Annotated in this window: 7 protein-coding genes; 3 read left to right on the forward strand and 4 right to left on the reverse strand. The window is 51.8% G+C overall.

Annotated elements, in window-relative coordinates; all coding sequences use genetic code 11:
• Positions 1 to 53: 53 nt before the first annotated feature.
• Genes ACTHPM_RS14050 through ACTHPM_RS14060 form a run of 3 tightly spaced genes read left to right on the forward strand, consistent with a single transcriptional unit; the run spans position 54 to position 5,759 of the window.
• Complete coding sequence (locus tag ACTHPM_RS14050; RefSeq protein WP_440395737.1) at positions 54 to 710, forward strand: hypothetical protein; 657 nt, start codon at positions 54 to 56, stop codon at positions 708 to 710.
• 30 nt (positions 711 to 740) lie between these two features.
• A complete protein-coding gene (locus ACTHPM_RS14055) occupies positions 741 to 4,730 on the forward strand; it encodes a glycoside hydrolase family 2 protein (protein WP_440395736.1) in 3,990 nt (1,329 codons plus the stop codon).
• A gap of 60 nt (positions 4,731 to 4,790) precedes the next feature.
• Complete coding sequence (locus ACTHPM_RS14060; protein ID WP_440395735.1) at positions 4,791 to 5,759, forward strand: alginate lyase family protein; 969 nt, start codon at positions 4,791 to 4,793, stop codon at positions 5,757 to 5,759.
• A 71-nt stretch (positions 5,760 to 5,830) separates the two neighbouring features.
• On the opposite strand, the gene ACTHPM_RS14065 is transcribed toward ACTHPM_RS14060, so the two are convergent.
• From ACTHPM_RS14065 to ACTHPM_RS14080, 4 genes are all read right to left on the reverse strand, one after another.
• The gene (locus tag ACTHPM_RS14065; protein WP_440395734.1) at positions 5,831 to 10,339 is read right to left on the reverse strand and encodes an Ig-like domain-containing protein; all 4,509 of its coding nucleotides are present in this window, start codon (positions 10,337 to 10,339) and stop codon (positions 5,831 to 5,833) included.
• A 52-nt stretch (positions 10,340 to 10,391) separates the two neighbouring features.
• Positions 10,392 to 11,261 carry a carbohydrate ABC transporter permease gene (locus ACTHPM_RS14070; protein ID WP_440395733.1) on the reverse strand — a complete coding sequence of 290 codons (870 nt, stop codon included), beginning with the start codon at positions 11,259 to 11,261 and terminating at the stop codon, positions 10,392 to 10,394.
• 19 nt (positions 11,262 to 11,280) lie between these two features.
• Positions 11,281 to 12,180, reverse strand: coding sequence for an ABC transporter permease (locus ACTHPM_RS14075; RefSeq protein ID WP_440395732.1), 900 nt, complete (start codon positions 12,178 to 12,180; stop codon positions 11,281 to 11,283).
• An 84-nt stretch (positions 12,181 to 12,264) separates the two neighbouring features.
• Complete coding sequence (locus ACTHPM_RS14080; protein ID WP_440395731.1) at positions 12,265 to 13,827, reverse strand: extracellular solute-binding protein; 1,563 nt, start codon at positions 13,825 to 13,827, stop codon at positions 12,265 to 12,267.
• Between the last annotated feature and the right edge of the window lie 300 nt (positions 13,828 to 14,127).

Consider the following 14,127-nt stretch of genomic DNA (forward strand, 5'->3'; position numbering starts at 1 on the left):
CACTATCGTCAAGGAATCCTGCAGCGGATTACAGTAAGATGGGGATAAAAGACATGAAAACGAGGTGGCTTATGTATCGCTATCATTTCCGTGCGCAGTGCCACGCAAATATCGACCCGAAGCGCGTATTCAATGAAGCTTTACCCGTGCTTCAGCTCCGGATGACAGAACTCAGCGCCCGTCAACTGAGTCTGTTCCATTTCGGGACCCAGCTGTTCCTTTATTATGAAAGCCCCGCCCCGTCGGTTGATCCCCATGAACTCTTCGCTCACTGCGAAGACGCGCTCGAAATCTGGCCCGGAACGGACAAACCCAGAAGGTGGGTGCCGATGATGGATATTTTTCATTACCAGCAGCCGACCGGCGAAAAGGACTGGCTAAGAACGAACGCTTCCGCCAGGCCTTATGCCAGAATCGCCCATCTTAAACCGGATAAAGTGGCCAGTTATGTGTTTTACCATTACCAGTATCAAGAGGAAAAGCCCGGCGATGGCGATAAATACGGCATGATTGCTCTTCATGAGAATCTGATGTTCTTCTACTCGGAGGATCCGGCAACCGTCGACAAGCCGTCCTATTCAGGCAAGCTTTCCACCTCCAATACGCCGCCTGACTGGGCCGGTACGATGGAGCCTCACTTCATTCCCTGGGATCAGTCTGCAGGACCATCCCGGATCTGGCTGGAAATTCCGCTGATGATCCGGGCCTAACCAAGGCCAAACGAAAGGAGTATTCCTCATATGCGAACAGAACATTGCTTAAACGGAGAATGGAATTTCATGCCCTTGTATGGGCAAAACACAGGCTTCGGGCTTCCAGATGAGCTGGTTTACGAAGAGCAGAAAGTTCAGGTTCCCTCCAGCTGGAGAAGCTCTTATGAAAGGCTGCCCGGGAAAAACTTCGGAGTCATTCCTGAGCACGAATATGCTCCATATGATTTATTTCGTTATCCGAAGGCGTGGGCGCGGGCGGATGCAGGAGTTCTTCACCGCACCTTCCGGGTGCCTAAAGCCATGGATGTTGCCGGGATGCGCATCTTTCTTCGGATGGACGGCATCATGCAAAAGGCTGCCGTTTATTTGGACCATCAGCTCGTAGCGATGTGGGAGGATGGTTATCTGCCGCTCTCGGTCGACATCACTGAATTCGTCACAGGGGATGCCGAGCATGATCTGCATGTGGTCTGCGGCAGCTTTGATAAGGTGGAGATTCCTTCCGGGCAGCAGAAAATAACGGGCCTTGCAGGCTCATGGTTCGGTTCACTTGCCAGAGGCATTTGGCAGGATGTGTATCTTGAAAGCCGACCGATGATTTCCCTAGCGGATGTAACCATCCGCACGTCGGTCCGAAAGAACAAGCTTGAGGTCGATGCCTCGGTGATCCATTCCTCGGAACACTCCCTGGGGAAACCTTATCAGGTCATCTTGAACGTGCGGGAGAATGGTGATCCGAACTCCTCCCCCGTTCTTCAGGCTCAAACGGATGCATTGGTCATGAGCGACGAAGGGGTCGCGAGCCGACTCACGTACCGCTTGGATTGGAAGGATGCCAAGTACTGGAGCCCCGAACACCCGACCCTCTACAAGCTGGAGCTGCTGCTTCTTGCCAGCGACGAGGTTATCGACCGGGTGGAGGAACGGTTCGGCTTTCGGGAAATCTGGACCGAAGGTTCGCAGTTTATGCTTAATGGCACTCCCATCAACCTGCGCGGCGACTCTTGGCATTTCCAAGGCGCGATCCAGCAGACGCACGAATACGTCCGGAACTGGTATGGCATGTGTAAAGAGGCCGGAGTGAACTGCGTTCGGCTGCATGCTGAGCCTCACCCGGCTTATTATCTGGATATCGCTGATGAGATGGGGATGCTGATCGTGGACGAAACGGCTATTTACGGTTCAAGCAAATCCATGCCTGCGGATCATCCCGATTATATCGCGAACAGCAAAGCCCATGTCCGCAGACTGGTGAAACGTGACCGGAATCATCCGTCCATCATCCTGTGGAGCTTGCAGAATGAGATGCGCTGGGTGGACGGACGCGATACATTCAAGCAGCATATGCCTTCGATGATGAACCTGATTCGCGAGATGGATCCTACCCGCCCCATCATCGCAGAAGGCGATAACCGTCTCCTCTCCAAAGACCTCACGGAGGTGGAAAGCCGGCACTATAACATTGACGGCACGATCGACGCGTGGGATCGGAAAGTACCTCTCGTATTCGGCGAACATGGCGGCTGGTGGTATGTCTGCCCGCAGAACAGCAGCATGTATGTAGGCTTGGCCGCATATCGAAACACGGATGAATGCATCAAAGGCCTTGCCGAGAAAGAGCGGCTGTTCGTGGAATATGCAAGGCGACAAGGCGTTTCCGGAATTTCCACCTTCAACTTCGCCCATTATTTCATGCGGGCGATGCCGGAGCGCGATATTGTGCTTCCTCCATCCGCTGTGAACACGGCGGGGCCGAAGCCGAAGGTCATTCCGAAATACTCTCTAACGCTGAATAACGGCCTTCTTCCGCAGGAATATCCGCCTTATACGAAGAATCCGTCTTTCCCGATCATGGAAGCCTCGTTCAAGCCGGCCACCATGATTGCGGCAGAATACAACCGTTCTTTCTTCGATGATGAGCCGATTGCCAGGAGCTTTGATGTCTATAATGATACGTTCCATCAAAGCAAGACCCGGATTGAAATTGAGGTGCGTCAAGATGGCAAGCTCCTGCACAAGGAATCCTTAGCGTTCTTTCAAGAGCCGGCGAATCGCGAAATCGTGACCGTAACCTGGAAACCTGAGCCTGTTAAGGATGTAAGGCCCGTATGCCTTCACGCCGTCATGTTTCACGATGACAACATCGTTCATGAGCTGGACTTGCAATATAAACTGTATCCCTCGCACATGAAGACCGCCCCTGTCCCTGTCGGGCGACCTGTGGCCTACATCGGCCGGGATGAGGAGCTCGATCTGCTGAACACCCTTGTACCGGGATGCAAGCGGGTTACGCTTGCGCAGATGGGTGAGCTTTCCCCCGATCATTTGGTCGTTGCAGGCAGCGGACTGGAGGATGAGGACGGTCGACTGGAGAGGGCCTTCCAGGATTATGTAAGACGGGGCGGACGTCTTCTGCTGCTGGAGCAGCTCCATCTGTCTCTTGGAAATCTGAAGATCTCTCGTCAAGATTTCATCAGAGCCCATTCGGGCAGCTATGATCATCCTGTCCTACAAGGAATGGACCATGATGACTTGATGTACTGGAATGCAAAGATTCATGAGAATGGCCCAACCCCCATCATCCATGCCGCTTTCGAGAAGCCGGTCAAGGGCAACTTCAATATGATTCTGGAATGCAGCGCAGGCGATTTCGGAGATGGCGGGGATTTATGGTCACCTCTTCTCGAATACCGGAGCGGGAATGGTCTCTTCATCGCGAATCAATTGCTGCTCACGGATTATTTTCACACCGTCCCTGCAGCTTGCTGCTTGCTGCGCAATATGCTGGCCTATGCAGGAAACGTCGATACCATATCGAAACGTACGGGAGCGTGGGTAGAGCCGGGAGGAACAGCTGAACATTTCCTGCGATCCCTTGGCCTATCCTTCGATGTGCTCGGCAATATCGCAGGCAACCTGGAGATATATGGTCTTCTTATCGCTGAGCCACAGCTTCTGTCAGATCCGGAATCTGAAGCGGTTATTCGTGAATATGTCCGGCGTGGCGGTCAGCTCGTGATCCTTCCCGCGGTTCCGGGTGATGAAGCCGCCATATCCACTCTATTGAAGCGTCCTGTCTCGATCCTGGAGCATGAAGCTTACCACTTGGAGGCGGACTACGATATGCCTGCGGTCCAAGGGCTAAGTCCCGTTGACCTGTTCGGTTACGACAAAGTGTTTCTCTCGCCGCGGGAGGTAACAAATCGGCCCTTGGCCTCTTACCGTCTGGATACAGCCGATGCAGCGGTACTGTGCACAAGCGTTGAGGGTACGGCATGGAAGGATTATTTTGTGAACGGGCAGACCTCCGAATACAGCAGGCTAGCACTGGTAGAGCTGAACCTGGACAATCAGCATCCGGCAGGCAGCTTCGTGCTGCAGGCTGAACAGGGACAAGGATGCATCGTGTTATCCCAGCTGCTCCTCCAAGCAGATGATGACAAGTTGATACGGTTATATAGCCGGCTCTTGGCCAATCTGGGTGCCGCCTTCGACGACGGTCTTCTCCTTAGCTCCAAGACAGATGCACACTGGTCCGTTGAGAAGGTGATGGCGCTGCCATGCAAGCCTTGGGTCAATTACGAAGAAATGAAGGCCTATTATACAGATCCGGAGTTCTCGCTGAACAATCTGGGCGAAGGACTCTACGGGTGGATGCTTAAGAAAGAACGAAGACCTTCAGACGGGACCTTTATTATACAGAATGCCGATGAGGAGCGCTGGTTCCTGAGCTGTTTCGTTGATGTACTGGACCCGGCATGCGATCCGGTCGATGGCACGGTTAGCGGAAAGCTTCAGGTGAACACAAACTGCGGATATGAGATTTATCTGAACGGGAGCCTTGTACCAGATCCGGAGAAGCACATCGAGCTGCGCGCCGGTCTCAATCGTCTGATTGCCATCCTGCAAGGATCCGGCGAGGACATCCGGTTCGGGTTGGTATTTAAGAATGCCGGCGATTCTTACATGAGGCACCTTCAATACCGCCTGACCCTGGATGAGGTGGAGCCCAAATAGTGTACTTTACCGTATCTGCTGCTGCAGCGATCATTCCATTCCAAGTGAGGTAGGTTGCATATGAAACATCCAACGGCAATTGAAATGCTTCTTCATGAAGCAAACGAGAGTCTATCCGCGGTCAGTCACGCGGTTTCAACGTGGGATATCCCCGGGTTTTACCAGGATAAGGAAGGCCATACGCTCGCAAAGCGGCGGATGGAGCAGGACGCCAGGGCTGCCTATACGACTGCGCTGGCCTACCGGCTGACGGGAACAGCTGCCTACGCGAATCAAGCAAAAGAAATCATGATGGGCTGGGCACAAGTCAATAACAAAATCACGGGCCCGGATGGGCCGCTTGTATCTGCTTATCTGGGAGTTGGCCTGATTCAAGCCGCGGACTGGATGAAGAATTTCGAGGATTGGAGCGAACGTGAAAGACATCAATTTACCGAGTGGTTGACGCAGGTGTGCCTGCCGGAGTGGGATCAAATCCCCCTCCGCAACAACTGGTGGAGCTGGAGCCTGTATGCCCAGTTAGCCCTGTACCGTTTTATGGATGATAAGCCCGGTTTTGCGGAAGAGGTAAAGGCGCTTAAGGAACATCTCGACCATTCCCTCTCCGTCGAAGGATTCATTCCGGAGGAAGCCGATCGGGGCAAGCATTCCATGTGGTATCATTATTTCGCCCTCGCTCCGGTTACAGCCGCCGCCAAGCTGGTTCTGGACACGACCGGAGAGGACTTATTCCGCTGGGTCTCTCCCGGCGGTAAAAGCCTTCAGCGTGCCGTCGAACAATTCTTTCATTATGCCAATGGTCATATGCAGGAATGGCCGTATGATGAAGATCCGATCTTCCCGGCAGAGCTCTCTGCCGGCACTTGGCCTCTCGATCTGTACGAGGCGATGTCTGTCGTGTACCAGAATCCGGACTTTGAACGCTTCGTTGCCCCATACCGTCCGATCAAGGGCAATATCAATGAAAATACCGGGCTTTATCATTCATATGCCTGGGTGTATCCGGAGCTTCAGTTCGAGATGATATAAAAAGAACTTGAGAAAGCAAATATAAAAAAAGCCTTTCCGAATCCGATTCGGAAAGGCTTCTTTCTTGTCGTCTATTCTTTCGCTACAGCCTGCCCATCCCGAAGCAGGTAGGCTGCGGCTTCCTCGGTAATATGCTTGCCGCTTTGGGCCTCCACCTCATGGAGGAAGGCTTCGGTATTCCCCTTGCTCAGCTTCTTGAGCAGGCTGTTCGCGATTCCTCCATTGTCGATCCAGGACTTTTCCCGGAAGAGCGTCACTAACGCTTCCAGCGAGCTGATGTCCGCATGCGTTGAGAATGTGACTGTAGATTCCTGTTGATTCCCCGCTTCATCCGTGGCGGTTACCGTGAAGGTGTGAGCTCCCAGAGGCAGCGTATAGAGGGGCACCACGGCTCCCTGCTCCACCTGCTGATCATCGAGCTTGGCTGTGCTCTTAGATCCATCGACCCCGGACGTTTCATCCGCAGCTGTCCATGACAGGTTCAGGGACTCCACTCCGGTATAGTCTCTTGCGGCCGGCTCTGTCACCGATATTGCTGGAGCCGAAACATCCAGTTTAAACTCCAGGGATTTGGCCTCCTCCGCATTTCCGGATGCACCCAGCGTACGGTATCGGACGGAATAACGGCCATCCTGACTGAAGGTCAGGGGGTCCTGATATGTGAGCCAGGTATCTCCTCCATCCAGGCTGTATTCCGTAGAGGCGGCCTTAGAGCCATCGGATGAACTCAGCGCGAGTGTTACCGGCCGTGTATACCATCCGTTCAAGCCGTCCGGTTCTGCCGGGCTCAATACGGCCGCGGTTTCAGGAGCGGTTCGGTCAATCTGAGAAAACTTGATATCGTCGAACCACATTTCACCGAACCCGCCGACATAGAACCCGACTGTTCCGGATGGATTGTGCTTCGTATCCGATCCTTCGAGCCGAAGCTCCCCGTTTACGTAAACGCGGATGTCCGCACCTTCGACCCGAATACGCAGGTTATATTCCGTGTCCGGCTTCAGGTCCTCACCAGGCAGGTTTGTCGTTTTCAAAACGTTCCATGTCCCGTCGTACAGAAGCCACTGCGAGCTTCCGTCTGCCAGCTTCTTGTAAGCAATTTTGCCTGAAGTGCTCGCGACGGAGCGATCGTACACATAGAGCGTTCCCGTATCCGGCATGACCGCCGGCGTCTTCAGCGTGAAAGTCAGGTCATAGTCCGTAAATGTCTTCGGATGAAGCGCCGAGGCACCTTTTACAATTTTATACTTCTTATTGCCGTTTACGGTTACGATGCCGCGGTTCGGGTCCACCGGCCAACCGTTCGCTCCCGAATCAAAATCCGTAAAGTGCATCACATCGGATACCTGAATGCGTACGGATGCCGTAGCCGCCTGATTGGCGACCGATGTGACGGTGATTTCAGCTTCGCCTTCCGCCAAGGCGGTTACCCGTCCACCTGCATCCACGGTGGCAATCTCCGGCCTGGAGCTGTGAAAGACGACTTCCCTGTTCTCGGCATCCGGCGGATCAAATTGGACCTGGAGCTGTTTTTGTTCCCCCATGACCATGTTGACCTGGCTCTCGGGCAGCAGCAAACCGGATACTTGCGTACTTGGAACCGTGAATTTGATATCATCGAACCAAAGCTCACTGAAGCCGCCGGCATAAAACCCGACCTTGCCGGATGCGTTGAATGTCGCGTCGCTAGCTTTCAGCTTCAGCTTGTTGTCGGCATAAACGCTGATCTCCGGACCTTTGACGATCACTTTCATGTTATAGACGGTGTCTGGCTGTAAGTCCGGGGCAGGCAGCGTATTCTGCTTCACCGTAGCCCAGTTCGAATTATACAACAGCCAGGAGGACGTGCCGTTCGCATACTTCCGATAGCCGATCCGGCCGCCGCTTCCGCTCGGATTCAGACGGTCAAACACATAGAAGGTAGCGTCATCCGCAATGACTTTCGGAGTCTTCAGCTTAAAGGTCAGCTCATAGTTGTTATAATCATTATCGTTTAACGTCGTTGCTCCTTTAAGCAGCTTATACATATGGTTGCCGCCCTCCACCTCGACAATGCTCCGGTTCGGGTCTGTCGGCCAGCTGTTCCGGCCGTTCTCGAAATCGGTATAATCGATGATCCCATCCCCGACTTCGACCGTAATCTGAACTTCATCCTTCAAGGCCGGATTGTCGGCAGAAACTGCAGTAACAGTCGCCTCTCCTAAACTGACACCCTTCAGCTTCCCGGCTTGATCCACCTTGACGACAGAAGGGTCGCTGGACGTGTACTGAATCGCAGGGTTGGTTGCGTTCCAAGGAAGTACGGCCGAATACAAAGCGTAAGACTTCCCGATGCCGAGCGTTACACTCTCGTCATACAATTGGATTCCCTCAACAGCAATTCGATCCGGAGCCGAGTAAGGACCGACTTTACCCGCGGTTCCCATCTCGCTGAAAGGAATCGCCTTGAAACCGGGGATCTTCTGGAACACTTCCGCATCCGCTTTTAAATTCAAGTCCCCGTTCGCCAGATTAACGAAACCGGGATCATGATCCGTAATCCAGTTGTTCGCATACTGGAGCAGGTTTCGTTTGTCGTTTGCCCCCTGATCATTCGTCGCGCCGTTTAATTTCCTCGTCTTGTTATAGATCACATTGTTCTGAAACGTATTGGTATCCGGATAATAACGGTTTTCCGTGAAGAAATCCGCCAGCTCCGGATATTTCTCCATATGCGGCGTCCCTTCGAAATTGTTGTTCTTTTCAAACAAAGCCTTCCATTTCGGCATATAGTTTTTGGATATCTGCTGGTCCGGTTTATCGCCCAAATACATGTCCGAATATTCATACGGCATGTTCGCATCAATAAAAAGGTTGTTCCGGGTCTTGATATGAGCGCCGCCGTTATTCAAAATGGCATCGTTGCCCATGCCTTTAAATATGTTCTCTTCGATGGTTATCCCCATGGTAAAGTTATCCGGATATACGCCTTGAACCCCGGCCTTGCCTTCCCCGATATTATGGAAATAATTCCGGCGGATCACCGATCCCCGTTCCTGAGGCGACTCGCCCAAATTCATATAGATGGCACCGAGGTCCGAGAAGGTTTTGCAGACGTCATAAATGTTGTTGTATTCCACGAGATGATCATTGCCAAAAATCAGCATTCCCGGATGGGGGGCGTCATGAATTTCGTTATGGGAAACCTTGTTCCCCGCACCGGTCAGGAAAATGCTGGGGTTATAAGCTTTATGGTAGTAGGCAAAATCATGGATATGGCTGTTCTCCACCACATTGTTTCCTGGCTCAAGCGTCTTCTTATCTCCGCCGTTCAGGATGACGCCCGTGCCTCCAATATGATGAATATGGGAATTGGTTACCGCATGATTCACCCCGTCCACTTTCGCGAAGTCGTTATACAGCCAGCGGCTCTGCGTATTGATCAATACGCCGCCATTGGAGAAATTACGTATTTCGCAGTGGTCCAATGTGACGCCGTCCCCGCCCATAATGACTGCGGCCGAGTCCCGGCCATTCTCCAGGATCAGATCCTCAAAGGTCACATGCGAAACATTGACCGCATGGATCATCGGGGTTTTGAGCATGGTTACCGTAATCTCAGGTTGATCGCCTTCAAAGGCGGCTGTAGGCATGAAATAAAGCACGCCCTGCTTCCGGTCGATGTAGTACTCGCCTGGCATATCGATCTCCTCAAGCAGGTTCTGTGCAAAGTGGAAGTCCGGATACCAGTTGGTAAACAGACCGCTCATTTCCCCGTAGGCCAAGGTGATCGTCTTTTGACTTGTATCAATGGATGCCACTTTGTTGAACGACCATTCCCAGCTGTACCCGAAAATACCATCGAGCCAAATGTCATCCGCTTCTTTCCAGAGATCGGGTCTTTCATAATTGTAGGCAAAGGTCCCTCCGCGTGTCTGGAGGTCCGGATCACTCCGGGTAGGTCCGGGATCAACGATTGTGCCCATCTGCACCGTTCCGTTGTTGGGCCAGCGGGCAAGGGTCATGCCCTGACCTTCGACATACAGCTCCATCGGAGGGACCTGGCTGACATCGTTGGCTTTGTAATAGCCATGCCGGCTCATGACACCGTAGTCGGTGATGCCTTGAGCTTTTAAGTCCGCCTGCAGCACCTTTGTTCTGGCCTCCGGACTGATGATCCGGTTCAGGACCTTTGTGTCTGTTACCGGCGTAAACCAGTCCCTTTGCAGCTCCAGACCCCCGCTTAAGCGCACACTTTCTCCCGGATAGGCCTGATAGGTGATCCGCTTATCCTCCGTGCCGGAATCCTGTCCCTCCAGCTGAAAGCTTTCGCTCCGGTGATAAGTACCGCCTCTCAAATAGACCGTAACGCCGCCGTCTGGCAGCCCGGAGCTTTTCTTCAACAGCCGGATCGCGTCCCTGGCCTTTTCCAATGTACGAAAAGGAGCCGCTTCCGTTCCGGCATTCGAGTCATCCCCATCATTTGAAATATAAAAGACAGCACCAGGGTTCTTGATATCCTCCGCATACGTTCCCGTAACTGGCAGACAACCCAGCAACAAGACGATGATCAATGAAACAATGATCCGTCTTCTCATCATCGTTAACCATCCCTCCCCATAAAGTTCAATTGAAAGTCCTGCAGCTTGATCACTACCCTTTCACAGACCCAATCATGGTTCCTTTTTCAAAATATTTAAGCAAGAACGGATACAACACGAGCACCGGCAAGGAGCTGACAATGACAGCCGCCATTTTTAAGCTCTCCGGAGCAGGCGGTGTTGTAAGCGTTGCCGTCGTAAACGGGTCGAGCTTGCTCTCAATGAGAATCTGGCGGACAACCTGCTGCAGCACGAATTTGGATGAATCGGTGACGTACAGCAAATTATCCATAAACGCATTAATGTGATAAACCAGATTCCAAAGCCCGATCGTCACAAGGGACGGAATCGAAAGCGGGAGCAGAATACGGAACAGAATCCGCAAATCCCTCGCCCCGTCGATGCGGGCCGCTTCGATCAGCGCATCCGGAACCGAACGGAAAAACGAGATCATCACCAGCACATGAAAAGCGTTGGCTGCTGACGGGAGCACATAGACCCACAGCGAGTTCAGGAGATGCAGCTCTTTGATTAACAAATATTGCGGCACAATTCCGCCATCGAAAATCATTGTGAACAGCAGCAGCATAATGAGTACACGCTTCATCGGAAGATCGGGACGGGAGAGCGGGTAAGCGGCGCAGACGGTAACCAGCAGTGTTAACGTCGTCCCCACGACCATCCGGAACAGCGTATTGGCATATCCGGTCCAGATTAAAGGATAGTCCAGGAGCTCGCGGTATGCCTGCCATTCGAAATCCCGGGGGTAAAAGTGAAATCCGCTTCGAAGCGCTTCTCCCCTTCCGCTGAAAGAGACGGATAAAACATGAATGAACGGATATACGACGATGAGTGCCAGGATCGACAATATAAGGTAGATCATGGCGGGTGCAATCAGGTCTTGCCATCTTCTTGTTTTCATGACTGTCTTCCTCCTGCCTTTACCATAGACCGCTCTCGCCACGGCTCAATTTGCGCACGGTCAGATTCGCTCCCAGAATCAGCAGAAGCCCAACCAGCGATTTAAACAAGCCTATGGCCGCCGTATAACTGTACTGGAACTGCTGCAGACCGACCCGGTAGACATAAGTATCGATGACGTCGCCGGTTTCATAATTGACCGGGTTGAGCAGATTGATGATTTGCTCGAAATTGGCGCTTAAGAATCCACCCAGACTCAGGATGAACATGATCGCGATGGTCGGCATAATGGATGGAATGTTAATACGAATAATTCGCTGCCAACGATTGGCTCCATCGATAACGGCCGATTCATGCAGCTCCGGGTTGATCGCCGCGAGCGCTGCAAAGTAGATGATCGAGCCCCAGCCGATATCCTTCAGGATGGAGGAAATAACCACAATCGGGCGGAAATATTCCTTTTTCCCCATAAAAAAGACGGGTTCTCCTCCAAACCACTTCACGATTTCCCCTACTACGCCGGATGTTGGAGAGAGAAAATAAATAATCAGTCCGGACATGATGACCCAGGATACGAAATGGGGCAAATACATGGTCGTCTGGATAAACCTTTGGAAATACCTGGAGCGGACCTCGTTCAGCAGGATCGCTAGAATGATCGGTGCAGGAAACGAAAAGATTAGCTGATACAGGTTCAGCAGCAGCGTATTTTTCAGCAGCCGGTAAAAGTCGCCATTCTGAAATATTTCCTGAAAATGCTGAAATCCAACCCACGGACTTCCCCATATACCATCGACTACCTTGAAATCCTTGAAGGCAATGATGACTCCGTATAAAGGGCCGTATTTAAATACGAAGAAGAACGCGAAGGCGAATAGAAATAGTAAGAGCAGCTCTCCGTGTTTTTTTATCGTTTTCATGTCGCACTTCCTTGTAAACCGAACCGCCAGGCATCCCGTAAAGGCTGATTCAGCCCTTACGGCTGCCTTGAGGCCAGGTTCAGGTTATTTTTTGAATTGGGCTTGGTACATTTCATTGGCTTCCTTCGTTAACTCGTCGCCGCCTTTGGCCTTCCACTCCGTGACGAATTTATCGAAATCATCCAGAGGAATTTCGCCGCTGATGATTTGGGCGAAGTATTTTTGCATGAGAGACGTCAGGTCCTGTTTGTATTTTCCGTCCGAAGGAAGCGCAGAGAACAGCAGCGCATCGGTCCATCTTGGAGCCGAGGAATACGTTTTGACGGCCTCATTCAGCTTCGGATCGGAATATTTGTCCCGGTAAGCCTGCGTCGTAATGTTACCGAAGGAGAACAGACGGATGCCAAGCTGATCACGCTGCTCCTGCTTTTCGAAGCCTGGCAGGAATTTCGTGGCCCCTGAAGTAGCGCCGCTCTCGACAAAATCCCATTGCGTTCCCTTTACGCCAAGGCTGGTTCTATTGATGGTTTCTTCATCACTGCTCTGTGCCTTTAAGATTTCGAACAGCTTCTCAAGCTTCTCTGGCTGGTCCTTTACCTTATTGCCGATGACCATGAAATTGCTCTTGATTCCCCAATCCCAGGAGCCGTCACCGCCAGGACCCTTCGGATTCTTGGCAAATGCCATTTTGGCATCCGGATTCAATGACTGCATTTCCTTGACGGTAGCCGATTCCGGCAGTGCGCCTTTACTGATCTGCTCTTCAATAACGCCAATCCGGTTGTTGTACAGCTTCTTCCGGTACGAATCCTGCGTGTCGGTGATGAATTCCGGATCGATGACGCCGTCCGCATACCATTTCCGCAGCTTCGCCAAGGCTTCCTTCGTTTCCGGCATGACCGATCCGTTTACGATCTGGCCATTCTTCTCCATCCACATGGTCGGCTCCACGCCGAATGCCCCGAAGATGGAATAGAACCCGGAAGACCACGTGGACGTCGCCGTTCCTGTCAAACCGTACGTATCTTTCACACCGTTGCCGTCCGGATCCTTTTGTGCAAAGGCATAAACCGCCTGCTCGAATTCATCCAGAGTCTCAGGTACTTTGTTGATGCCAACCTTATCAAGCCAATCCTTACGCCACAGCATCGCCAGATCATAGGGCTTCAAATCGATAAACATCGGGATGGCCCACAGCTCGTTATTGACGGTGACGGTTTGGAACAGCTCTTTCTTCTTCTCGATATCTGCGTAATACTCCGGCATTTTCTCCTTCAGCATGTTCTGGTCAATGCTCATTAACACGCCTTGATTTTGGTAAGCGATTACATTTGCAGGGTCACCGAGCATGAAGATATCCGGTACATCCCCGGAAGCGATACTGGCATCCGTTACCTTCACCGGTTTGATCTTTACATTAAACTTCTGCTCCAGCCATTTCTGTACCTCCGAGTCGTTTACGACACCGTCGGCCGCGAAATGAATGCCCCACGAGATTTCGATCGGCTTCGACTTCGTTTCCGTCGTTCCTCCCGTACTTGGACTTGGGCTTGAGGTTTCTGTCTTGGAATTGCAACCGCTAAGCAAGCTTGCCGCTAAACTAACGGTCAATAAGATGGCGCTTACAAATTTGATTCTTTTACTCAAAAGAACCTACCCCCTGTGATTGGATTGTTACTATAATGATTACTTGGATTCGGAAATCCGCCCCCTCATGACGACCCGGCCGGGTATTGGAAACGGCTTTTTCATACCTCAAACTTTAAGCTTACATCATGCCGATGCACAATCCTCTCATTGCATTTTTTTTATGTTTTTGGCTTTTATAGCGGTTTTGAGCCTCTTACGTTATTCCGTTTTTTGTATGTTTTTCAATTTCTATCTGTTCTAATTCCGTTTATGTGATATATAATGGACTGCACACGTCCTTTAAAACGTCTGATTTGT

It is taken from the genome of Paenibacillus sp. SAFN-054 (assembly GCF_051966755.1).
In the GTDB taxonomy this organism is placed as follows: domain Bacteria; phylum Bacillota; class Bacilli; order Paenibacillales; family Paenibacillaceae; genus Paenibacillus_AQ.